This is a genomic window from Prevotella dentasini JCM 15908, assembly GCF_000614065.1.
GTDB lineage: Bacteria > Bacteroidota > Bacteroidia > Bacteroidales > Bacteroidaceae > Prevotella > Prevotella dentasini.
On record NZ_BAKG01000025.1, the window covers coordinates 1 to 23,496 of the forward strand.

16 protein-coding genes and 1 pseudogene are annotated in these 23,496 nt (G+C 47.8%); 13 read left to right on the forward strand and 4 right to left on the reverse strand.

Annotated features, from left to right (window positions below):
- Nucleotides 1-243 precede the first annotated feature (243 nt).
- The 7 genes and pseudogenes from JCM15908_RS15650 (at nucleotide 244) to JCM15908_RS10655 (ending at nucleotide 12,388) form a co-directional block, all read left to right on the forward strand.
- The gene (locus tag JCM15908_RS15650) at nucleotides 244-1,275 is read left to right on the forward strand and encodes a phosphoribosylformylglycinamidine synthase-related protein (protein WP_373277434.1); all 1,032 of its coding nucleotides are present in this window, start codon (nucleotides 244-246) and stop codon (nucleotides 1,273-1,275) included.
- Nucleotides 1,191-3,989, forward strand: coding sequence for a phosphoribosylformylglycinamidine synthase (purL, locus tag JCM15908_RS13825; protein WP_373277435.1), 2,799 nt, complete (start codon nucleotides 1,191-1,193; stop codon nucleotides 3,987-3,989). The genes JCM15908_RS15650 and purL overlap by 85 nt, the downstream gene beginning before the upstream one ends.
- A 322-nt stretch (nucleotides 3,990-4,311) precedes the next feature.
- Nucleotides 4,312-8,790, forward strand: a complete 4,479-nt coding sequence (locus JCM15908_RS10635; RefSeq protein ID WP_159101336.1) for a choice-of-anchor J domain-containing protein — start codon at nucleotides 4,312-4,314, stop codon at nucleotides 8,788-8,790.
- Nucleotides 8,791-9,029: 239 nt separating this feature from the next.
- On the forward strand, nucleotides 9,030-10,022 hold the full coding sequence (locus tag JCM15908_RS10640) for a DNA cytosine methyltransferase (RefSeq protein ID WP_051530797.1): 993 nt from the start codon (nucleotides 9,030-9,032) through the stop codon (nucleotides 10,020-10,022).
- Nucleotides 9,988-11,057, forward strand: a pseudogene (locus JCM15908_RS15290) (HaeII family restriction endonuclease). The gene JCM15908_RS10640 and the pseudogene JCM15908_RS15290 overlap by 35 nt, the downstream one beginning before the upstream one ends.
- Nucleotides 11,058-11,076: 19 nt before the next feature.
- On the forward strand, nucleotides 11,077-11,697 hold the full coding sequence (locus tag JCM15908_RS10650; RefSeq protein ID WP_025003303.1) for a chromate transporter: 621 nt from the start codon (nucleotides 11,077-11,079) through the stop codon (nucleotides 11,695-11,697).
- A gap of 115 nt (nucleotides 11,698-11,812) precedes the next feature.
- Entirely contained in the window at nucleotides 11,813-12,388 is a 576-nt protein-coding gene (locus tag JCM15908_RS10655; protein WP_025003304.1) for a chromate transporter, read from the forward strand.
- 776 nt (nucleotides 12,389-13,164) lie between these two features.
- Here the strand turns inward: JCM15908_RS10655 and JCM15908_RS15395 are convergent.
- A complete protein-coding gene (locus JCM15908_RS15395; RefSeq protein ID WP_262498851.1) occupies nucleotides 13,165-13,293 on the reverse strand; it encodes a hypothetical protein in 129 nt (42 codons plus the stop codon).
- A 76-nt stretch (nucleotides 13,294-13,369) separates the two neighbouring features.
- On the opposite strand from JCM15908_RS15395, the gene JCM15908_RS10665 reads away from it, so the two are divergent.
- The 6 genes from JCM15908_RS10665 to JCM15908_RS10690 all read left to right on the forward strand — a co-directional run bounded on the left by JCM15908_RS10665 (nucleotide 13,370) and on the right by JCM15908_RS10690 (nucleotide 18,198).
- Nucleotides 13,370-14,230 (forward strand): OmpA family protein, encoded by an 861-nt coding sequence (locus JCM15908_RS10665; protein WP_025003305.1) that lies wholly within the window; start codon nucleotides 13,370-13,372, stop codon nucleotides 14,228-14,230.
- 691 nt (nucleotides 14,231-14,921) lie between these two features.
- Nucleotides 14,922-15,116, forward strand: a complete 195-nt coding sequence (locus tag JCM15908_RS14690; protein ID WP_148295578.1) for a hypothetical protein — start codon at nucleotides 14,922-14,924, stop codon at nucleotides 15,114-15,116.
- Nucleotides 15,097-16,356 carry a tetratricopeptide repeat protein gene (locus tag JCM15908_RS10675; protein ID WP_025003307.1) on the forward strand — a complete coding sequence of 420 codons (1,260 nt, stop codon included), beginning with the start codon at nucleotides 15,097-15,099 and terminating at the stop codon, nucleotides 16,354-16,356. The genes JCM15908_RS14690 and JCM15908_RS10675 overlap by 20 nt, the downstream gene beginning before the upstream one ends.
- A 297-nt stretch (nucleotides 16,357-16,653) precedes the next feature.
- Nucleotides 16,654-17,001, forward strand: a complete 348-nt coding sequence (locus JCM15908_RS10680) for a hypothetical protein (protein WP_025003308.1) — start codon at nucleotides 16,654-16,656, stop codon at nucleotides 16,999-17,001.
- A 60-nt stretch (nucleotides 17,002-17,061) separates the two neighbouring features.
- Nucleotides 17,062-17,844, forward strand: coding sequence for a hypothetical protein (locus tag JCM15908_RS14695; protein WP_148295579.1), 783 nt, complete (start codon nucleotides 17,062-17,064; stop codon nucleotides 17,842-17,844).
- A 12-nt stretch (nucleotides 17,845-17,856) separates the two neighbouring features.
- Nucleotides 17,857-18,198: a hypothetical protein gene (locus tag JCM15908_RS10690; protein ID WP_148295580.1), complete on the forward strand. Its 342-nt coding sequence runs from the start codon at nucleotides 17,857-17,859 to the stop codon at nucleotides 18,196-18,198.
- 471 nt (nucleotides 18,199-18,669) lie between these two features.
- Here JCM15908_RS10690 and JCM15908_RS10695 read toward each other — a convergent pair whose 3' ends face one another.
- The 3 genes from JCM15908_RS10695 to phoB all read right to left on the reverse strand — a co-directional run bounded on the left by JCM15908_RS10695 (nucleotide 18,670) and on the right by phoB (nucleotide 23,190).
- On the reverse strand, nucleotides 18,670-20,910 hold the full coding sequence (locus tag JCM15908_RS10695) for an inorganic phosphate transporter (protein ID WP_025003311.1): 2,241 nt from the start codon (nucleotides 20,908-20,910) through the stop codon (nucleotides 18,670-18,672).
- A gap of 106 nt (nucleotides 20,911-21,016) precedes the next feature.
- Nucleotides 21,017-22,420 carry a sensor histidine kinase gene (locus JCM15908_RS10700; protein WP_025003312.1) on the reverse strand — a complete coding sequence of 468 codons (1,404 nt, stop codon included), beginning with the start codon at nucleotides 22,418-22,420 and terminating at the stop codon, nucleotides 21,017-21,019.
- A gap of 68 nt (nucleotides 22,421-22,488) precedes the next feature.
- Nucleotides 22,489-23,190 carry a two-component system response regulator PhoB gene (gene phoB, locus JCM15908_RS10705; RefSeq protein WP_025003313.1) on the reverse strand — a complete coding sequence of 234 codons (702 nt, stop codon included), beginning with the start codon at nucleotides 23,188-23,190 and terminating at the stop codon, nucleotides 22,489-22,491.
- Between the last annotated feature and the right edge of the window lie 306 nt (nucleotides 23,191-23,496).

Sequence of the window (23,496 nt, forward strand, 5' to 3'; positions counted from 1 at the left end):
CAGAAGATATGCTGCGCTCGGCAATAAGGAAGTAAACTTCCATTTGCACTTGCTGGCAATATCTTTGCAGAAGATATGCTGCGCTCGGCAATAAGGAAGTAAACTTCCATTGCACTTGCTGGCAATATCTTTGCAGAAGATATGCTGCACCCGGCAATAAGGAAACAGACTTCCATTGTGCCCGTTTGCAATATCCTTGCAAAAGATTAAGATAATCAATCACCTAATTATATTAAGAACAATATGATTCTTTTCTTCAAAACGCTCAATGAGACGGTGATTGCGACTGATATAGACCATCAGCCCAATCAGGATGAAATCAACAGGCTTTGCTGGCTTTACGGCGACGCAAAGAAACTCGACGACGAAAGTTTGTCGGGCTACTATGTAGGGCCACGCCGCGAAATGATTACCCCTTGGAGCACGAATGCCGTCGAGATTACCCAGAACATGAGTCTTGACGGCATTTTGCGTATAGAGGAATACTTCCCCGTTCAGACGGCAGATGCAGAGCACGACCCGATGCTGCAACGCATGTACGACGGTCTGAACCAGACTATCTTCACCGTCAGCCACGAGCCTGAACCTATCAGGCACGTGGAGAATCTGGAGCTGTTCAACGAAGAAGAGGGACTGGCCCTGTCGCCCGAAGAGATAGACTATCTCCACAAGATAGAGCAGCAGAACGGCCGTCCGCTCACCGACTCGGAGGTTTTCGGCTTTGCACAGATAAACTCGGAGCACTGCCGCCACAAAATTTTCGGCGGAGAGTTTGTCATCGACGGCAAGGTGATGGAGAGCAGCCTCTTCAGCCTCATCAAGAAGACGACCAAGGAAAACCCGGGCAAGATTCTCTCTGCCTATAAAGACAACGTCGCCTTCGCACAGGGGCCGGAGATAGAACAGTTCGCGCCACAGAACCAGAGCACGGCCGACTACTTCCGCGTGAAGCCTATCGAGAGCGTCATCTCCCTGAAGGCGGAGACACATAACTTCCCCACGACCGTCGAACCGTTCAACGGGGCGGCTACGGGCACGGGAGGCGAAATACGCGACCGCATGGGCGGTGGCGTCGGCTCGTGGCCCATCGCCGGCACGGCAGTCTACATGACGGCCTACCCACGGCTGAAGGACGATGCCGACAAGACACCCGCGCTGCGCGACTGGGAAGATATCCTACCCGTCCGCCAGTGGCTCTACCAGACGCCGGAGCAGATTCTCATCAAGCATCGAACGGTGCGAGCGACTTCGGCAACAAGTTCGGCCAGCCATTGATTACCGGCTCGCTCCTGACCTACGAACATCAGGAGAACGGCGAGAAGTATGCCTACGACAAGGTCATCATGCTCGCAGGCGGAGTGGGCTACGGCACCAAGCGCGACTGCCTGAAGCGAGAACCCGAAAAAGGCAACAAGGTGGTCGTAGTGGGCGGCGACAACTACCGCATCGGACTGGGCGGCGGTTCGGTTTCGTCGGTAGACACGGGCCGGTACTCCAACGGTATTGAGCTGAACGCCGTACAGCGCGCCAACCCGGAGATGCAGAAGCGTGCCTACAACCTCGTGCGTGCGTTGGTAGAGGAAGACAACAACCCGGTGGTTTCCATCCACGACCACGGTTCGGCAGGACACCTGAACTGCCTGAGCGAGCTGGTAGAGGAGTGCGGAGGCGAAATAGACATGACAAAGCTGCCGATTGGCGACAAGACACTGAGCGCGAAGGAAATCATTGCCAACGAGTCGCAGGAGCGCATGGGACTGCTCATCGACGAGAAGCACCTCGACCACGTGAAACGGATAGCCGAGCGCGAGCGCGCCCCCATGTATGTCGTGGGCGAGACGACGGGCGATGCCCACTTCTCGTTCGCACAGGGCGATGGCGCGAAACCCTTCGACCTCGACGTGGCCCAGATGTTCGGACACTCACCGAAGACGGTCATGAAGGACGAGACCGTCATCCGCAGGTATGAAGATGTTTCCTATAATATAAATAAGGTGGGCGAATACCTTGACCGCATGCTCCAACTGGAAGCCGTGGCCTGCAAGGACTGGCTGACCAACAAGGTTGACCGCTCGGTTACGGGCAAGGTGGCCCGTCAGCAATGTCAGGGACAGATTCAGCTGCCGCTGTCAGATTGCGGTGTCGTCGCACTCGACTACCGCGGACACAAGGGCATTGCCACCGCATTGGGACACGCTCCGCAGGCCGGCTTGGCATCGCCCGAAGCCGGTTCGGTACTCTCCGTGGCAGAATCGCTGACCAACATCGTCTGGGCACCGCTGGCCGACGGAATGGACAGCATCAGCCTGTCAGCCAACTGGATGTGGCCCTGCCGCTCGCAGAAGGGCGAGGACGCGCGTCTGTATAGTGCCGTGAAGGCTTTGTCAGACTTCTGCTGCGCCATCGGTGTGAACGTCCCGACGGGCAAGGACTCGCTCTCGCTGAGCCAGCAATATCCGAACGGTGAGAAGATTATCTCTCCGGGTACGGTCATCGTAACAAGCGGCGGTGAGGTCAGCGACGTGCGTCAGGTGGTTTCGCCCGTGCTTGTCAACGACAAGAATACACGCCTCTATCATATTGATTTCAGCTTCGACGAACAGCGGCTGGGCGGTTCGGCCTTCGCACAGACCTTGGGCAAGGTGGGCAGCGACGTGCCGACGGTAAAGGAACCGCAGTATTTCTGCGACTGCTTCGATGCCGTTCAGGAGATGATTCGCCGTGGATGGATTCTTGCCGGACACGATATTTCGGCCGGAGGACTCATTACGACGCTGTTGGAAATGACGTTTGCCAACATGGACGGCGGTCTGCGCATCAACCTGCACGACATTGCAGGCGACGATACCGTCAAGAAGCTCTTTGCAGAGAACCCGGGCGTGATCATTCAGGTGGCCGATGAGCACAACGAGGAGGTCAAGGCGTTCCTTGAGGAAAACTGCATCGGGTTCGCACGCATAGGAAATCCTGTTCCCGGCAAGCGTACACTGTCTGTCGCTGACGGTGGATGGAAGCAGGATTTCGACATAGACGGACTGCGCGACACGTGGTACAGGACTTCCTATCTGCTCGACCGCAAGCAAAGCATGAACGGAATGGCATGCAAACGCTACCAGAATTACAAGAAACAGCCGGTAGAAATGAAGTTCAACGACGACTTCACGGGCACATTACAGCAATACGGCCTCGATGCCGACCGTTGGAAATCATCAACGGACGACACCCAAAGCCCAAAGCCCAAAGCCGCCATCATCCGTGAAAAGGGAACGAACGGTGAACGGGAAATGGCGTACAGCCTCTACTTGGCAGGCTTCGAGGTGAAGGATGTAATGATGACCGACCTAATCAGCGGACGCGAGACACTCGAGGAGGTCAACATGATAGTCTTCTGCGGTGGATTCTCCAACTCCGACGTTCTCGGTTCGGCAAAGGGCTGGGCAGGCGCATTTCTCTACAATCCAAAGGCAAAGGAGGCACTCGAACGCTTCTATGCCCGTGAGGATACGCTGTCGCTGGGTATCTGCAACGGCTGTCAGCTGATGGCAGAGCTGAACCTTATCAACCCCGACCACAAGCACCGCTCGCATCTGACTCACAACATGAGCCGGAAATTCGAGAGTTCTTTCCTCGGCGTAACCATTCCCCGGAACAACAGCGTGATGTTCGGTTCGCTCAGCAACAGCAAGCTCGGTATCTGGGTAGCCCATGGCGAAGGAAAGTTCTATCTGCCCGAACCCGAAGACCACTACAATATCGTGGCAAAATACAACTATGCCGAATATCCCGGCAACCCGAACGGCTCCGACTACAACGTTGCCGCCATCTGCTCGACGGACGGCCGCCATCTTGCCATGATGCCCCACTTGGAGCGTGCCATATTCCCGTGGCAGCAGGCATACTATCCGCGCGACCGCCGCAACGACGAGGTTACGCCATGGATTGAAGCTTTCGTCAATGCACGGAAATGGGTGGAGGAAAGAATCAGATAGAAGCAAAAACCTGATTACAAACGGTTTCGGAAATATCACCGAAAGCGATTATATAAAGAGGCAACGGGCACACTGCGTGTCTGTTGCCTCTTTCGCAATATACAGGTTCAACTAACAGACATCCACAATTCATCAAACTCACATTATGTTAGTGAAAACTTACAAAACACATCAAAAGGTTAATAAAAATCAAAAAAGAAGACTTTATAACTAATTTTCCCTACTTTTGACAAAAGTTTTATTCTTTCTGAATCTAAGACTTTCAAATGGCAATCTCAAAAACCTTCAATAACTTAATTATTAATAACTAAAAACCATGTGTATGAGAAAGACATTTTGCACATTAGCTATGTTTGCAATGCTACTGGCACCGCCAGTCTTTGCACAAGTAAGGGGTCAGCATGTCCCTCAATCGTCTGACGATGTACGGACGACTTCCACCAAAGTAATGAAAGACCGTCTCGAAAAGAGTAAAAGGATGCCTTTGGTCAGGGCAAAGACCATCGGAGAGAAACTGAACGAAATACCCACGCCGTCACAATATATGGTTCAGCCGGGCTATCCCGTCCAGTCCAGTCCGCTGTTGGCCAATGCGACGCCTGACGGAACAACGCTCGTAGGAAGCCTTCTCTACCGACGCTCTTGGGGCCAGTCCTTTCCTTTCGGACTTTACAAATTCACCTCTTCCGCCTCTCCGGTCTTTGAGGAAATATTGAGTCATAAAGAACGCCAATGCAATGGTGGCGGCGTCATCATAGACGGGGTTTTCCATTTCATGAGCTACAATTCCGACTGGGGAGCAGTAGGTGGATATTATTGCGCCTACAATATAGAAGACGGAGTCAAGCTGCAAGACCAATGGATAAGCGACTTCAGCTGTGTCGGTACAGAAATGGCACTCGACCCGACCACGGGGAAGGTGTACGGCTGCTTCTTTTCGGCAGACGGAAGTCAGTTTGAATTTGGGGAAATAGATTTCAAAAAGCTGATTCGAACCAAAATCTCCACCCTTCCCGGCATGGCGGTAGCAATGGCTGCCAGTGCCGACGGAACGATTTACGCCATCATGTACGACGGCAACCTGTACACGATAGACAAACAGGACGGAACTCTCAGCAAGATTGGCTCCACGGGAGTGGCCCTGAACACAGGTCAGGGATGTATGATACAGAGTGGAGACATTGACCACCGGACCGGCAAATTCTACTGGGCAGCAATTGACAATATGGTTCATTCCGCCTTCTATGAAGTAAATCTTTCCACAGGAAAGGCCGACAAGATATGCGATTTCTCCGACCTTGAAGAGATTGCTGCCCTGACGGTGCTGCCACCCGATGCTGCCGACGACGCCCCTGCCGTGGCAACAGACCTGAAAGCCAACTTCAGCAATGGCAGTACAACAGGAAATCTCTCATTCCGACTGCCTTCCAAAACTTACAAGGGTGCACCGCTCAACGGAGAGCTATCCTACTATGTTGTCGTGGGAAAGGACACGCTGACTACTGGTAAAGGAGAAGCCGGAAAGGCCGTTATCTCCGCAGACTTTACAAGAGAGGGACTGACGAAGTTCGTTGTCCTGTCCAAGAATAGCGTAGGCTTCTCTCCCAAGGCCAAGCTGGAGACTTATATAGGGTATGACGAGCCCAAACCCGTAGAGGAGGTAAGCCTTATACAGGAAAATGGAAAGGCAACTCTCAAGTGGTCTGCACCTGATGCAGGCGTACACAATGGCTATATGAGCAAAATAACCTACGATATAGTCCGACTCCCTGACTCGCTGTGGACTACTGACTATCCCGACTGCGAACTGAACCAGTCGCTCCCCGACGGACAGATGGTTTCGTATAAATATGTCATCTACCCGAAGAACGGAACCAAGAAAGGCAAGGGAACCACGTCCAACAACGTCGCTTACGGAACAGCTTTAGAACCTCCGTACACACAGGGTTTTGACAATGCCGCCTCAATGGAACTTTTTGAAATTCTGGATGCCAACAACGACGGAATCAAATGGAGATGGGATCCAAGTGACCACAGCGTATACAATAGCCAGTCTCTCAATGCCGCCGACGACTGGTTGCTTACGCCGCCCATCCATCTGTCGGCAGACAGGGTGTATACATTCTCCTTCAAGGCCAAAGGCTATGGCGAGAAATTCCCCGAAAAGATAGAAGTAAAGATGGGAGAAGGCGACAATCCCGACAGCTATGAAGAGATTCTTGCTCCCACGGTGCTGATAAAGCCTGCCTATCAGCTCTTCACGAAGACCATTATCAATAAGAAAGACCGCGACGTAAGGTTTGCCTTCCATCATATATCAGATGCCCGGAAGTTCATTCTGCGCATAGACGATATAGCCCTGTCGCAGGGAGCCACCATGGATGTGCCCAGTGCGGCAAGCGAACTGAAAGCCGTTCCCGGAGCAAAGGGTGCTATTTCCGCTACCATCTCGTTCAAGGCCCCGACTGAGAACCTCAAGGGCGGACAACTATCCTCTCTCAAGCAGATACGAATCATCAGAGATGGAGAGACTATCGTAAAGACTTTCGACAATCCTCTACCGGGACAGGCTCTGACAGCCGAAGACAACAACCCTTCGGCTGGACAACACAGCTATACCGTAACAGCACAGAACGATGCCGGAGACGGTATCGGTGCCAGCTGCAACGTGTTCGTCGGAATAGATATTCCTACCAAAGTGAAGAACAGCCGGATATTTGACAATGGAACCAACGTAACGGCCCAGTGGGATGCTCTCTCCGAAGAGGGTGCCAGCGGAGGCTATGTTGATCCTGACAAACTCGTCTACAATCTCTATAAGGTGATTGTTTTCCCGGGCACATCCTATTCTACCCGTGGCGACGCTGTTGCCCAAGACGTAAAGGGGACGTCGTGCCAGATTGACGTCGACTTGGAAGAGGGCGATCAGGACTTCCTCTACTACGCCATCAACGCGCGCGGCGAAGCCGGGGAAGGCGAATACAGCTTCACCAATACCATGATTAAAGGAAAGAGCTGGGGCATCCCTTACAAGGAGAGCTTTGCCAACACCGTCATCGAGAACAAGTTCTTCTGGCAGGAAGGACAGGGCATACAAGCCCCGTACATAGCTTCCAGTGCCTCGGAAGACGACGATGCAGGAAGCATGTCATGGACATCTGCCAAGCCGGGGGAATACTACTATCTCAACACGGGTAAGATTGGAATCCAAAATGCCGCCAATCCGAAACTGGTATTCTCCTACTATGCCATCCCGGGAAAGGACTTCAGGCTGACTGCGATGGCCCTGCGTCCTAACGGAGAACTTGTAGAACTCTACAAGACCGATTATTCCCAACTGTCTGGTGAAGAGGAATGGAGGCAAGCGAAGGTAAGCCTTGAGAAGCTGAAAGGCGAGAAGTATGTCCTGATTCGCTTCCTTTTGGAAAATTCGGATGCCGAAGGAATATCCACGGGCATAGACAACATAAACGTCTATGACGCACACGAGTACGACCTGAGGGGCATGCTGGATGTTGCAGACCGAACCAGAGTGGGAGACAATCTCGACATGATGGCTACGGTAAGGAACATGGGAGAGCAGCCTGTCAAGGCTTCCGACTACAAGGTGCAATTCTATATAGGAGAGAAAATGATTGCAGAAAGGAACGGAGAAGACTTGAACACGATGCACAACTTCACATTCAAGCAGACTTATACCGTAAAGGCAGACGACCCGGACAACATGCCGATAAAAGTAAAGATTATCTATGCACAGGAACAAAACCAGGCCGACAACGAGATGGAGGCGATGGTAAAGGTTGAAAAACTGGATGTCCCGACCGTAGACGACCTCGAAGCCCATGCCGCAAGCGAGGGTACAAAGCTGACATGGAGTGCCCCGAAGACACCGGCTCCCAAGCATACGACCGAGACCTTCGAGGATTACGGAGCATGGAGCATTGACAAGATTGGAGAATGGCAAACCGTTGACAAGTGCGGACTGAACACCTACGGATTCAAGGGAGCTGAGTGGCCTCACTCAACGGAAGCCTACGCCTACATTGTCATGAACCCGGAAGCATTGGGAATCGACATGGACCTCAACCCGGCTTTCTGTCCTTTCTCCGGAAGTCAGTATCTGCTGAGTGCCTCTGCAACCAAGGAAAGCGACGGTGAGGGAAAGACCGACCACTGGCTTATATCGCCCTCGCTCCCCGGAACAGCACAGGAAATCACCTTCCATGCTGCCCAGCTCCTGAAGAATTACGGTGCCGAACCGCTCGAAATCCATTATTCCAAGAAAGGAACGGACATTAACGACTTTGAGCTGCTGACTACCGTAGAGGTTGACAAGACTCCTGTCGGCATAGGAGAAGAATGGGGCGAATATAAGGTAAACTTGCCCGAAGGTACCCGTTACTTCGCCATACGCCATGCAACACAAGACATGTTTATGGTCATGCTGGATGATATATCCTTTACAAAGGGAGGGGTCCCTGAAATCGCAGGCTATAACATCTACCGAAACGGAGAAAAGATAGGCTCCGTTGACGGGAAGCAGTCTTCCTTTACTGACAAGACGGCTATAGACGGAACGTATGTTTACAACATCACCACCGTCTACAACATTGGCGAATCGGGCTACTCCAACGATGCAAGCATCGTTGTGGACGGCCTGCAGATGCAGAGCACCGACGGCAATGTACGCTACGATGTATTCACGCTTGACGGCAAGCAGATTCTCAAAGAGGCTACAAGCCTGAAGTCCCTCGCTCCCGGTGTCTACATCGTCAATGGCAGAAAGTACGTAATAAAGTAATGACGGACTAATAGTCCAGACCGACACACCTCATTGGGCGGCTGTATACCTTCTTTATATACAGCCGCCCATTCTGTCTCGTTCCATACAGCCTTTACAGCCTGCCTGCAGAATTTGCAGACACCCGGGCATCAAACGCCCATCGCTTCGTATCTTCCTCTCCCGACGAAGTTTTTGCAGGATAAATTCCGCCGTTCTGTTTTTAATCATTACCTTTGTAAGGTTAAACGGAATATAGTATGGAAATTGATTATAGAACCATAGACTTATTCTCAGGCATCGGGGGAATACGACTGGGTTTTGAAGCCTGTGGCTGCAAAAACGTATTCTCTTCTGAATGGGACAAATATGCCCGTAAAATGTACGAAGCCAATTTCCACGAGATACCGTTTGGCGACATTAACGACATTTCACCCAATGACATTCCCGACCACGACATACTTTTGGCAGGTTTTCCCTGCCAGCCTTTCAGCATAGCAGGGAAGGGACTGGGATTTGCAGACACAAGAGGAACGTTATTTTTCAACATAGAAGCCATACTGGCCGCCAAACGCCCACAAGCCTTTCTATTGGAAAACGTAAAACGACTGACAACCCATGACGGTGGAAATACGTTCACCGTCATCCTCGACAGACTGAAACGCCTCGGCTATACCGTTTATTACAAAGTATTCAACTCACTTGATTTCGGATTGCCACAAAAGCGCGAGCGCATCTATATCGTCGGATTCAAAGAAGCCATAAAGTTTACTTTTCCCCGGCCATTAGGCTATTACAAGCCCTTGGCAGAAATATTGGAAAAGGAGGAAAACATAGATGCCTCCTATTACGTTTCGGATGCTATTCGCCAAAAGCGTTTTTCTGCCTTGAAGACCATTCCGCCCAAACCCTCCATTTGGCATGAAAATATTGGCGGAAACATCTCTCCGCTCCCTTACTCCTGTGCATTACGAGCTGGAGGAAGCTATAATTATTTGGTTGTCAATGGAGAACGGCGACTTACTTCCCGAGAAATGTTGCGCCTGCAAGGCTTTCCCGACTCGTTCGTCATCAACATTCCCTACTCACAAGCAAGGAAAGTGGCAGGCAATTCGGTATCGGTACCTGTCATAAAAGCCATAGCCCAGCAAATGATTTTTTCTCTTCGTAACAAGCAGAAGGCTATTCAGATACAAGAACTCAACCTATTCGACAATCATGAATATACAAGAAGCCAGACAAGCGTTAGATAAGCTCATAGCCAAAGCACGCATACACCTATACAAACCTATACAGATTGCAGAAATACTATATAGAGACAGGACGGCCGGAGATATAGACTTGTCGGACGTGGAAACCTACCGCACTCCTTCAAGAAAATGGAGAGATAAGGTTTGCCTACGATTTTTAGGGCGCACCTCCACGTCATCAGCCCGCTATCAGGACGACGTTTTCAATGCAAATGCCATACCTCCATCAGTCATGACGGTTTTGGGGATGGTTAACAGACAGGGCGATGGTATAGTGGAAGCCTACATCTACCAATGTTTTGCACATCGTTTTGCACAGATGTCAAGTGGCTTGGAATATTGCAATACACACGACAGAAACAGCTTTCAGGTCAAGGAGTTCATTGACTTGTTTTGGAATCAACCCGGCTTGAGGCGGAGTATAGACAAAATATACGAGATAATCGTCTACGCGCTCTTTTCAGCTTTGGTTGAAAGCATGGATGTCAAGATTACCATTGAAGCCAATGCGCAAAAATCAGACCTGCTCAATGAGTTTTCCGACTTTGCACGGCAAGTGATGGGACTCACGCAGAAAAGCCGAAAACAACCATCAACGCCCGAATCAACCGGGCAGGAGTAACCAACGCAGCCGACAGGGGCTTGGACATGTGGGCCAACTTTGGAATGGCCATTCAGATAAAACACCTCTCCCTAACCGAAGAGCTGGCTGAAAACATCACCTCTTCCGTCTCGTCCGACAGGATAGTCATTGTCTGCAAGGATTCCGAAGAGAAGGTGATACTTTCACTCCTCAATCAGATTGGATGGAGAGCACGGATACAAAGCATCATTACAGAAAGCAACCTGATAGGGTGGTATGAAAAAGCCTTACGGGGAAATTATGCCCATATAACGGGCGATAAAATCTTATCAATACTCTCACACGAGATACAAATCGAGTTCCCTGCCTCACATAGTTCGGACATGGAAGTGTTCAGAAAAAGTAGAGGGTATGACAAGATAACACCCAACCAGCCGTGGCAGACAAAGATATAATCACACAACACGCTCATTTATGCACTTAGGAACAGACTACTCCAATAAGGAAAAGCAGACAGCCTCTCCTCCCCCAAAGCCCATCACTGGCAGCTTCTACTGGGAGTCCTTCAGGACTTTCTTCAAGATTGGGGCCTTCACTCTTGGTGGCGGATACGCCATGATACCCATCATTGAGGCCGAAGTGGTGGAGAAAAAAAAGTGGATAGACAGGGAGCAGTTCGTTGACCTCGTTGCCGTGGCCCAGAGCTGTCCCGGTGTCTTTGCCGCCAACATCAGCATCTTCATCGGCTATAAGCTCCGAAAGACGAGGGGGGCACTCTGCACCTGTCTCGGAGCCGTGCTGCCGTCGTTCCTGATCATCCTCCTCATCGCCCTGTTCTTCCACCGCTTCATGGACGTGCCGTGGATAGCGGCAATGTTCCGCGGCATCCGTCCTGCCGTGGTGGCACTGATTGCCGTACCTACGTTCACCCTCGCCAAAAGCGCGAAAATAAACCTCTCTACCTGCTGGATTCCCATTCTTACGGCACTGCTCATCTATGCCTTGGGCGTCAATCCCGTCTACATCATCATTGCCGCCGGTTTGGGCGGATACGTATGGGGAAAGGTAATCCAGCCAACGGAGGGAGGCAACTGACAACAGACAGTGGACTATAGACAACCAGACAAACGTCGGGCAGAGCAGGCAGGCCTCCAAATCCTACCAGTCAGAACAGGCTGAAAACCGACAAGGCCAACACAAGAAAAGAAAAATGATATTCCTACAACTCTTCTACACCTTCTTCATCATCGGACTATTCGGGTTCGGTGGCGGCTACGGCATGTTGTCGCTCATACAGACCGAGACCGTCGTAAACCATCATTGGCTTTCGACGGCAGAGTTTACCAATATCGTCGCCATTTCGCAGATGACCCCCGGACCGATAGGCATCAATTCCGCTACCTATTGCGGCTATACAGCCGTCCATAATGCCGGAATGGGCGAAACGATGGCCGTGCTCGGCAGTGCCACCGCAACCTTTGCCCTTGTCCTTCCATCACTGATACTGATGATTCTCATCAGCAAGATGTTCCTGAAGTACATGAACACGCCTGCCGTTCAGGCCATCTTCGGCGGACTTCGCCCCACGGTAGTCGGGCTGCTGGCTGCTGCCACATTGCTGCTGTGCAATTCCGAAAACTTCTCTACGCCCGACATCAATCCTTGGCAGTTCTTCATCAGCCTCTTCCTCTTCCTTGCCACCTTCATCGGGACGATGTGGTTGAAAATCAACCCCATCCGCATGATTTGCTATGCTGCCGTGGCCGGACTGGTGTTGCTCTATTAAAAGACTCACCGTTACCATTTCATCGCCCCGTGAAACCGCAAGCCTTGCCGTAGGGACAGACCGCGTGTCTGTCCGGAAACAATCGAAGCGGACAGGCACGGGGCCTGTCCCTACAGATTGTCTGCGCTTCGCCTGTAATGTGAAACGAATGTACGGGAGGAACAGGGGCTGACGCGGATATTATTTATCCGCAAGCGGAAGTGTAGGGACAGACCGCGTGTCTGTCCGAAAAACAATCGAAGCGGACAGGCACGGGGCCTGTTCCTACAGATTGCCTGCGCTTCGCCTGTAATGTGAAACGAATGTACGGGAGGAACAGGGACTGACGCGGATATTCTTATCCACAAGCGGAAGTGTAGGGACAGACCCCGTGTCTGTCCGAAAACAAAGAACAAATACGGGAAGGACAATACACGCATGCGGACAGACACGCGGTCTGTCCCTACAACGGGGCGAATAATAGAAAGATAAGGACAGAGACCGCTGCCTGAATATCCTACAATCTCAATATAAATCACAAAAACAAAACTTATACCCACTTCCATTCCGTAAATGAAAATGCCACTTTGATACCATGAAACGGGCTTGTTCGTTTGGTCAAAGTGCCCATTTCGTGTGGTTAAAACGCCACTTTTGTTATGTGTCCTTTTATGGTGTTGATAGTCAGATGATTATGTGGGACTTCCCGGAGTAAGGACAATTCGTAGCGAAATACTCCTTCGCTGCACCGAATAGCTCTTCTGTCTTTGCCTATCCTTTCCCCGTCGTTTGTCTCCTTATGCCCTTTCTGCCTTTCCGTTTTTTTTTGTGCTTTCTGCCTCTTCAGGTTCTTTCGCTTTCTCTTTTCCGCTCTGTTTTCGGTTAAAATTACCTAAACTAATTATACTTTTGGCATAATCTGCCATCAAATGAATATCTTTGCAGCAAACCCAATCAACAATATAGCAAACTATTCAAGAAACATCAAAAAACTGAGTAAATATGAAAAAGAACCTCTTATTATTGACTTTACTGGCAGGCACGCTGGCTTTCACCAGCTGTGCAAGTAAGAAGGACTTGCAGAATTGCCAGACCGAGAACAGCCGTCTACAAGCGGAATATCAGGGAGCTAAGGAAACCATTGCTGCCAATAACGCGCGCATAAAGAGCCTTGAAGACCAACTGGCACAGGCGAAGGAGAGTGCTGCGGCACTGCAGGGAAGCCTTGACAGGAGTCTGAACAACGCCAACTCCAACAATATCAACATCTCCAAGCTCGTAGACCAGATAAACGAGAGCAACCAATACATACGCCACCTCGTTGAAGTGAAGAGCAAGAGCGACTCGCTCAATATGGTGCTGACCAACAACCTGACGCGCTCGCTGAGCAAGGAAGAGCTGAAGGAAGTGGATGTGCAGGTGCTGAAGGGCGTTGTCTACATCTCTCTGGCCGACAACATGCTCTACCAGAGTGGTTCATACGAAATCAACGACCGTGCGGAGGAGACCCTCAGCAAGATTGCAAAGATTATCATGGACTACAAGGACTACGACGTGCTCATCGAGGGCAATACCGACGACGTGCCGGTGAACTCTGCCAGCGAAAAGATGAAGAACATCCGCAACAACTGGGACCTCTCCTGTCTGCGTGCATCGTCCGTTGCCCAGTTCTTGCAGACCCGTTTCGGTGTCAATCCGAAGCGTCTGACAGCAGGTGGCCGGGGCGAGTACAACCCGATTGCTACCAACGATACCGAACTCGGCAAGCAGCGTAACCGCCGCACCCAGATTATCATTACTCCGAAGCTCGACCAGTTCATGGATTTGATAGGCGAGGCTCCTGAAACCGAAGCAGCAAAGTAGTTGTGGCGGAGTTGGCTAACCGTCTGCTCGGATGGTCTTACCGCAATCCTCGTATGGCAAAGTCCATCCTGCTTCTCCTTTCTGCAGCCATGATTTTTTTGGCAGAGAAGGACTTTGGAGAAGCCTTGTGGTATATTTTGCATTGATAGATTGACAGATAGTGTATCGGCCTACATTCTGCCCGCTTTAGTCGGGCAGGGTGTAGGTCGTTGCCGTATGGGTGTTCCCTGCGTGGGAGATAACGCACTATATGCTGTTTCGGAGAGCATAGTTACAAAGTAAGATACGAGGCGGAGCAGCCGGAAAACATGTCCTCTGCGATTCTGTAGCCGGGTGGGCGGGACGGTACCGAACTGGTATGGTTCTGCCTTCTCGCAGAGATAGCCTGCATCTTCTTCGAGAATAAAGATGACAGGGAACTCTGATGCAGGCAATCTGCAGAGATGGTGTAATGTCTTGCTTTTCTTTTTAGTTTCTTTCAGTTGTCTTTTATGAGGATTAAGAGTGTAGTTGCTCAAATTTATTTTCTTTTTGTTACCTTTGCGACATGAAAAATCTTGTACGATTGCTTAGCCTTGGGATTCTTATCCTTGTCTGTTCTTGTGGGAAAACGGAATATCCTCAGCAATTATTGGTTGCTGACAGCCTTGCAAATGTCTCCCCGGACAGTTCGCTTGCAATCTTGCAGGCGATGAGCCATAAGATGCAGCAGGAGGATGAGACTGTTAGGAAATTCTATCAGCTGACACTCTATAAGGCGAAGGACAAGGCTTACCAGCCAATTAAAAACGATTCCTCCATCTTTTCTGTTTATTCTTACTATAAGGATAAGGGCGACGAACAGCATCTTGAATCAGCAGTACTACATGGGACGATACTATGCTGAGAATGGAGATGCACCGAGAGCTTTGGATTTCTTCCGGCAAGCATACGATGCAACGGAATCTGCAAGGCAGAAAGCAATCATCGCAAGCCAAATGGGTGAGTTGGCAACCTGTCAGAAGTTAAATGAATTGGCAAAAAAGTACTATCGTGATGGATTATTATGGGCAACGCGTTGTAATGATGCTTTAAGAGTTACTTATGCCTATTTGAATATAGCTTTTACTTATGGGGTGGATAATCAACGAGATTCCGCCTTGTCGTTTTACTTTAAGGCTTTGCCTTATGCACAAGAGTTGAAATGTTCTCAAATTATATCGAAAGTGTATACAGGGATTGCAAGTAATTATACAAAGACAGGAAGGGCAAAGAAAGCATTGCCTTATATTCAATATGCATTAAAATATGCTATGCCTTCTGATTATTCAGCAGTGTTAGTGGTAGCTTCTGAACTATATGAAAGTTTGGGGAACTCAGAACAGGAATTCCGCTGTCTGCAAGAATTAGAGAAGAATGAGATAGATAATACCCGGTTGTTCGGCTATAGAAGCCTGTTGAATTGGCATCTAAGGAATGGAAATATTGATAGAGCGTTGGAATATTCAAGAAAGTACTTTTTATTAAATGATACAATAGAAATTCACCTTGATACTTCTTCTGTAGCAAGAGCGCAGGCTCTCTATGATTATAATTTACGTGAAAAAGAAAATCAAAAACTGACAATGAAAATGGAGAGGGACGACTTTTATATCCTTCTTATCTGTTTTGTAGGTTTTGTTTTAATTTCAGTCTCTTTGTGTTTTACTTTTATAAATATGCAGAGAGCCAAGTTATATAAAGATAAACTTTACTACTATTTAGACAGGATGGAGGCATATATGCCCAAAAGAATTCAATGTATGGAAAAATTACGGCAAGAAAAAATATACAAATGTATTTCTAAGGGTATAGGTACTTCAGACTTTAAGATGAGAGAAGAGGAGTGGGCAGAGTTGAGTGAAGCTATCGAAAGAATTTTGCCTAATCACAAATGTCGTTTAGAAAGACTTTGTCGCATCAATGAACAGGAATACCATCTTTGTATGTTGCTAATGCTAGATATTTCTCTAAAAGACATTGCAAATCTAACAAACCATTCTTTATCTTCTATTAGTGTGAATAGAAGAAGGCTTTATAAAAGAGCGTTCCACAAGGAGGGAAATCCTGCTGAGTGGGATAAGATTATTCAGTCTTTTAGTTTTTAGGTTTTTTGTGTATAATTGTGAATTAAAATTAACAGCTAACTTGTACTATTACTCCTATAGATAGGAACTTTGTCGGGTATTAATGAATGACTCCGCTATTAGTATAAACTTGTGCTAAATATTTTTGGAAAAGTTTGCAGTTTGTGCAAAAAATAACGATTTCATCGTGTTATATTAGATAAATTGTGTTGTCTAAAAATTGTCAATAGCTTGACAATTTTTTATTGTTGAGTGTTTGACATAGAGTTTTGTGAATTTATTTAGTATCTTTGTATCAAACCTAAAAACGTTTAATATATGAAGAAAATTGTGTTTAGCGTCCTGATGATGTTTAGTTTGTGTGCTGATGCTTCTCCCGTAGAAGTTCAACTTGTACGAGATGACGCGGCTAGTAAAACTCGTGGAGATAGATATGAAAGGCCTGTCACAAAAGTAACATATGAAGATGAACAAGTGTTTTTGTATGGAATAGATGATTACGAGATGGCTCTTGTTATTATAAAAGATATGTACGGACAAGTTTTTGAACAGCACTATGTCCCTTTGAAACTTTCTGGATATACCATAACGCTGCAAGGTAATTTTGACGAGAAATTTTGTATAGAAATCTATACAGAGGATGCCAAATATTATGGCTATTTCTAATGGTTAATTGTCAAGATAGAATTTGACGCGTATTACGAGAAAATATTTATTATATAGCATATGCGAGCACAGATAAACAATTACAACACTCGTTTTGAGCCCAATTCTACAGAATTTTCTATATATAATGAGCAGAGAAGGGCAAAAAAAAGATGGTGGAAGCGACTCTGGCAAGCAGTTGCGGTAACATTCTCTGATGCTGTAGGTGGTCTTGTGGGAGGTCCACTATGTGGCGGTGTAACTTCTGGGTTAGTAGGTGTCTATGTTTTTACCCAAAATCCGAAAATTACTTTTGAATTAAGTATTTCAAGAAAGAAGATGCCATCAGTTAATGGTGTAAGTACTTCATTGTGTCCTGAAGATGTTGGAAGTTTACACAATCTTGTTTTAGCTCCTTATTTTACAGACTCTCTGTCCTTTGCTAAATTTGGTGCAATGAGCGACTTAGAGAAAGGAATTGAGATTGCGTCAGCAATGAAGCGTTCAAATCATTCATTCGAGATAATGTCGGTTACCGACGAGCAGGTGGCTGGGTATGTTTTGTTGTCTCAAAAGTTAAAGGATGCTTTTGTCAATTCGGAATCTTTTGAGGAGTTTGCTGACAATTTGAGGTATAATATCCCGTTAGATGAGGAGATGCTCGAAGTGCTGATTGCGTATATGAATGGATTAAGACAAACAGCTTCAGAGGAATCTTTGAATTATTATTTGGATGACATGGTCAAATTTATCAATAAATCAACACTTAGCGAAAGTGCCAAGAAGTCTTTATTAAATGGTTTCTATATAGGTAAAGCAAGTGATGACCTTTGGAACAGGCAAGTACAATATACACTTAAATAAAGAGTTATGAATATGAAAAAGTATTTAGTAGTTTTGATGAGTTTCTTTGTCTCGCTAAGTATTTACGGACAGGATGAAGCAAAAAGCAATAATGCGTTGGGAAAATTCTCGGTAGAAATGAGTCCCTTTGGCTCTTCAGCCCAACACAATATCAGGGAAGTGGGCTTTAAGACCAATGTCAGCTATGAATTTGTACCACGTCTCTATGTACTTGCCCACTATGAAGAGTCGAAAGGGCTGTACGATGGCAATGGAGTGAAAACGCATTTCTCGTCTAATGCTCTTGGTGGAGGATTAGGTTATACAGTATTGGGGATGAGCACGGTGGAAAGGTTGATGCACGGTTGTTGGTAGCTCAGACTATAGGTAGTAAGGACTGGAAGAAAACACTCTACAGCGTAGAACTGTCTTGGAAACTCCGTGAAGGCATCTCGCCTGTATTAGGCCTTGGCTTTTCGCATGCTGTTTCTCACACGTCAGGAGTTCCTAATATGAATATGGTTTACGGTTCTATCGGCTTCCGGTTCTGATAAAGACGGGTCGTATTGGCGAGGGCAGCTTCTTTTTAATAAAGAAGCTGCCCTGTTTGTTCTATTTGGTATGTCTCTGTTGACATAGTGCAAAAACAGGACATGCCTTGTGTTAACGTCATAGGGAGATATCCCCAGTGTTTGTATGTTTTGTTCTTTCTGCAAGAAATAAGCAATTTGTCGGAGTTGACTTATTGTCGTGGAGTGGGGGAGCTTCTAAAATCAGTTCTCGCATAATCCTTACTCCGAAACAAATTGTTGATTCTGCCTTATTCACGGAATGTTTTTCCTATGTCTACTCCGTGAACTTCTTGGCAGCACGCAGCTGATGACGCATGGCACTGAGGAACTGCTGACTTTCCTGTAGGAGGTTCAGATAGACTACAGATACTTGGAAATCGGTATTATCCTTCGACGATTGCATGCGGTCGAGCTGGCGTTTGCGGAGTACTGAAAGCTCGTCTTTCAGCCGGTCGGCCTCGGTCAGGACTTCGCGGTAGTTGCCGTAGCGGCCAGTGGAAATCAGGTCGGCTGTAGTCCGCATCAGTTCGTTTATTTTCCGATGAATTGGCTGGAATTCGTCAATGCAAGTCTGTGGAAGTGGGTTGAAACTGTTGCCTACATGCTCCTTCACCGGCTCCAACATTCTCCGTAGGGTATAGATAAGCTGCTGATTGCTGTTGGCACCGAGATGAAACCAAGTGTTGCGCTCTAATGCAAGGATAGGCGGACAGCGTTTCAGTCCGAGCATCTCCTGTCGGCGGAATTTCTTCAGTGCTTCGGTTTCGGTCTTCAGGTCGCGGTTGCATTGGCGCAGTTCTTTCATCCGCTCGTTCTGGAAACCACTGACAATCTTATTGAACTGTTCGAGGGCGAAGTGGCAGACAAAGGCTTGTGTGCGTGAAACCTGTCGCTGTAACATGTCCCATACCAGTTCCTTGTCGCGTGTACGCATCATCAGCTCAAAGACACTGCCCTTGCTTTCGACAGCCATCTTCCGCTTATAATTCCGTTCGGAGCGAATCAGGAGGAATATAACCAGCCCCATGAAAGCGACTTGAACGATGATTCCGCCGAAGTACATTGCCAGTCCTACTATGGCACAGGCGATAAACGATGCCCCTGCCGTGATAAACCAGCCTCCGATAACAGACAGGACGCCTGTTACGCGGAAAACGGCACTCTCGCGTTTCCATGCCCTGTCGGCAAGGCTCGAACCCATGGCCACCATAAAGGTAACGTAGGTTGTGGAGAGCGGCAGCTTGTAGTTGGTACCTATGGTAATCAGCATGGAGGCCAATACGAGGTTGACAGCCGCGCGGACAACGTCGAAAGCCGTTCCCGTATCTTCAACCCCTTGCTTGCTGAACCGGCTGTCTACCCACCGGACTGCTGTGGCAGGAATGATTTTCCCGATGGAACCGCCTGTATTCTGCGTATAGCGCACAATGGCACGGGCCGCCATAGAACTGCCGAACATTTCGTCGCCTTCGTCCTGACGGCTTAGGTCGACGCTTGTCTTGATAACGTTCTGTGCCTTCTTTGATGTGGCCATGGCTATAATCATAATCACTCCGGCACCCAAGAGCCACAGGGGAGAAGTCTTGGCACTCTCCATCAGCGAGGTCATCATATAGGAGGCAGCACCTATGCCGTCAGCATTGGCTGTATAGTCCTGATAGGAGGACAGGCCTGCAAGCGGAACTCCGATAAAGTTGACCAAATCATTGCCGGCAAAGGCCATTGCCAAGGCAAATGTACCGAGGAGCACTATTAGTTTGAAGATATTGACGCGCAGCAGGTGCAGCACTTCCATGACAATGGTAGATACTACCAGCGTAGCGAGCAACAGATATTGTGTGTTCTCCTTGATATAATTTCCGATTTCATCGGGAATATATGGGCTCCCACCTATTCCCTTAAGGAAGATGAAATAGGCAAGGGCCGTGAAAGCTATACCTCCGAAAAGGGCTACCGTATATCGGGAGTGCTTGCCGTAATTGAAGGTGAAGACGATGCGCGAAATCCACATGACGATGATGCCGAAAACGAAGGCAATGGCTACTGAGACGAATATGGCCATAATTACTTTTAGAGCCTGTTCCGTATTCAGGAGGTCGGAGAAGTGAAGCCCGTTGTCGCCTGCCATCTTGATGCAGGCTATGACAAATGTGCCTCCTAACAGCTCGAAGACAAGCGAGACGGTTGTCGAGGTGGGCATTCCCAATGTGTTGAAGACATCAAGGATAATAACGTCAGTAACCATGATGGCAAGGAAAATCGTCATTACTTCTTCGAAGGAGTAGCGGTTGGGCACCATGATGCCGTGGCGGGCTACATCCATCATGCCGGAGGACATCACTGCTCCGAGAATAACCCCTACAGAGGCTATCAATACGACGGTACGGTACTTTGCCACTCGTGCACCGACAGCCGACTGAAGAAAGTTGACGGCATCGTTGCTGACGCCTACAAACAAGTCGAAGACTGCCAGAGAGAGCAGAAATACGACAATACAAAGATAAATTGTTTCCATTCTAATCTTTACCTAATTTACAATTTCGCTGCAAAGGTATACACTGGATATTACAAGCAGATGAATGGGGTGTTACAATTCTATGAAATAGAGCGGAGGGTAAATTCTATTTCAATGTGAAATCAAAATGTAGTCCACCTCCGTCGTTGTTTCTTACGTTGATGGTTCCGCCATGTTGCAGAACGGAATTTTTGACAATGGCAAGTCCTAAGCCTGTGCCTCCGAGCTTGCGGCTGCGTCCTTTGTCTATTCGATAAAACCGCTCAAAAAGACGGGGAAGGTGTTGTGGGGGTACACCTGCCCCATTGTCGCTAAAGACAAAGTGCCAGTGGTCTTTGGAATGTTCTGCCCACAGAGTGATGGTAGTAGCTTCGCCTGCGTAGGCTATGGCGTTGTCGGTCAGATTCCGGAAGATGCTGTATAATAGGTTCCTTACACCATAAATATCGATGGAATCGGGTAAAAAGACGTCGAACTGCATTTTTTTCTCCGCTATTTGCAGTGCTGTCTCTTTTTGTATTTCGTCTATAATATTGTTGATGTTGACCCACTCTTCTCCCATCAGTCCCGAGGCATCGTCCATTCTGTTGAGTGTGGATATATCGCTCAACAATGCCGTCAGCCTCTCGGCTTGTGAATAGCAGCGACGAAGGAATAGAGTTTTGTTAGTTTCGTTAATTTGTTGGTTGTTGAGAATTGTCTCCAAATAGCCCTGAATGGAGGCGGCAGGTGTCTTCAGCTCATGCGATATGTTCTGTGTGAGCTGCTGCTTCAGCAGGTCTTGTTCCTTCCGAGTGTTTTGGAGCCGTTTGTATATTTTGATGATGCGCTCGGCAATTTCTCCCAATTCATCGGCAGAAAAGTCTACGAGGTCGTCTGTAACCAAAGGCTCTCCACTATCGGCACGCTTGGCAAATATTTGCAAGTTGTTGATGTTCTTGTCAAGTCGCTGCGTGAAGCGATAGATAATAAGTGTAAGCAAGGCTATGGCTACAATGGCAAACCAAACAAAATGTTGGTCGGCCTGAAGCGAAAGGGCAAGGTCGTCGTTGTAGGGAAGGGCAGAGCGAATGATGATTTTCTGATGGGGAAAGTAAGTAGCCGAGTAGAAGTAATCGTGTTGCAGAGTCTTGCTCTTGCGGTCGATAGTAGAGCCACTGCCTTGCTTGAGGGCCTTGATAATCTCGGGACGGTTCCGATGGTTGGCCATCTTTTGGTGATTTTTTTGGATATTGTCAAAAGTAACGGTTCCATCGGGATGAATGATAGTGATTCTGATGCCCTTCAGTGAAAGAATTTTTGCATAGTCGTCAATGTCAGTTGCCTTCAGGCGTTCTTTCGCTATGTCTTCCGCCAATTGCTTGTTGAGTAATTGCAGTCGGAGATTTAGCATGCCGGTCTTATATTCTTTCTCGCGTTGCTGTTGGAAAGCAATAAAGGCAACCGCAAAAACGAGGAATATGGTCATGATGCTCAAGTAGAGCCGTCGCCCGATGCTGGTTCTTCTCATGTTTTTATAGTTCAAGAAAGCTGTTTAAAAGCCGTTTTGCATGTAGTGGATTTATCAGATTGATTCTTTTAGTTCTCAAAATAGTATCCGAATCCTTGTCGGGTGGCGATGCAAGGAGAGTATTTTCCTATCTTTTTGCGTACTCGCGTGATATAGACATCTACGGTGCGGTCAAGAACGAGTACATCCCTTGGCCACACCTTGTCTATAAGCTCCTGTCGTGAGAAAACGCGGCCTTTCTCTTTCAGAAGTAAACGGAGAAGTTCAAATTCTGTTTTAGTGAAAGCAACTTCTTTTCCTTCTACACTTACGGTTTTCTTGTCTATGTCTATTTCCAACTTTTCATGCTGTAGAATGTTGGCAGATGTCTCCGAAGAGACGGAGTGTTGGGGATGAGTGCGATGTAAGACGGCACGTATGCGGAGCAGCACCTCGCGGATGGAGAACGGCTTGGATATATAATCATCTGCTCCGAGGTTGAACCCCGTTATGGTATCGTTCTCTGTGTCTCTTGCTGTGAGGAATATTAGAGGAATTTTAGATGTAGATTCATTTTCCTTAAGGCGTTTTGCCAAGGCGAATCCAGACATTTCACCCATCATGACATCCAAAAGTAGAAGGTCGTAGTTGGATATGTCGGTCTGTAATGCTTCTTCTGCTGAATGTGCAGTATCTACGAGATATCCTTCGGTCTCTATGTTGAATCTGAGAATCTCGCAGAGGTCTTCCTCGTCGTCAACTACTAATATTCTGTATTTGTTTTCTTGCATGTCTGTTTGTTTGATTTTTTGCAAAGATATGAAATATCAGTGATATTTGGCAGATGTTAGTATTAAAATCCTGTTACATTTTTGTAGGTCTGCCATTTTGGAGTTGTAATATTTTTGATAGATAGTGCTGATGCTTTATTATATATTAAGGTGTAATATATTCTATGGGTTGATTTATGTCAATTATTGTTCTGTTAAAGGATATTTTTCTGAAATTTATTCCCTGATTGTTTGGTTTGTACTGATATTTGCCTTACCTTTGCACTCGCTTTTCCGCCAGACAGTCTCTTGACCGTCTGTTGCGGG

Excerpts from the sequence above, each read along its gene's own strand:
- JCM15908_RS14695 (WP_148295579.1), top strand. The coding sequence starts at position 17,062 with ATGCGAGCACAGATAAACAATTACAACACTCGTTTTGAGCCCAATTCT.
- JCM15908_RS10700 (WP_025003312.1), bottom strand. The coding sequence starts at position 22,420 with ATGAGAAGAACCAGCATCGGGCGACGGCTCTACTTGAGCATCATGACC.
- JCM15908_RS10640 (WP_051530797.1), top strand. The coding sequence starts at position 9,030 with ATGGAAATTGATTATAGAACCATAGACTTATTCTCAGGCATCGGGGGA.
- JCM15908_RS10675 (WP_025003307.1), top strand. The coding sequence starts at position 15,097 with ATGGGACGATACTATGCTGAGAATGGAGATGCACCGAGAGCTTTGGAT.
- JCM15908_RS10665 (WP_025003305.1), top strand. The coding sequence starts at position 13,370 with ATGAAAAAGAACCTCTTATTATTGACTTTACTGGCAGGCACGCTGGCT.
- phoB (WP_025003313.1), bottom strand. The coding sequence starts at position 23,190 with ATGCAAGAAAACAAATACAGAATATTAGTAGTTGACGACGAGGAAGAC.
- JCM15908_RS10680 (WP_025003308.1), top strand. The coding sequence starts at position 16,654 with ATGAAGAAAATTGTGTTTAGCGTCCTGATGATGTTTAGTTTGTGTGCT.
- JCM15908_RS15395 (WP_262498851.1), bottom strand. The coding sequence starts at position 13,293 with ATGGCAGATTATGCCAAAAGTATAATTAGTTTAGGTAATTTTAACCGA.
- JCM15908_RS10695 (WP_025003311.1), bottom strand. The coding sequence starts at position 20,910 with ATGGAAACAATTTATCTTTGTATTGTCGTATTTCTGCTCTCTCTGGCA.
- JCM15908_RS10635 (WP_159101336.1), top strand. The coding sequence starts at position 4,312 with ATGAGAAAGACATTTTGCACATTAGCTATGTTTGCAATGCTACTGGCA.
- JCM15908_RS10690 (WP_148295580.1), top strand. The coding sequence starts at position 17,857 with ATGAAAAAGTATTTAGTAGTTTTGATGAGTTTCTTTGTCTCGCTAAGT.
- JCM15908_RS10650 (WP_025003303.1), top strand. The coding sequence starts at position 11,077 with ATGCACTTAGGAACAGACTACTCCAATAAGGAAAAGCAGACAGCCTCT.
- JCM15908_RS14690 (WP_148295578.1), top strand. The coding sequence starts at position 14,922 with ATGAGCCATAAGATGCAGCAGGAGGATGAGACTGTTAGGAAATTCTAT.
- JCM15908_RS15650 (WP_373277434.1), top strand. The coding sequence starts at position 244 with ATGATTCTTTTCTTCAAAACGCTCAATGAGACGGTGATTGCGACTGAT.
- JCM15908_RS10655 (WP_025003304.1), top strand. The coding sequence starts at position 11,813 with ATGATATTCCTACAACTCTTCTACACCTTCTTCATCATCGGACTATTC.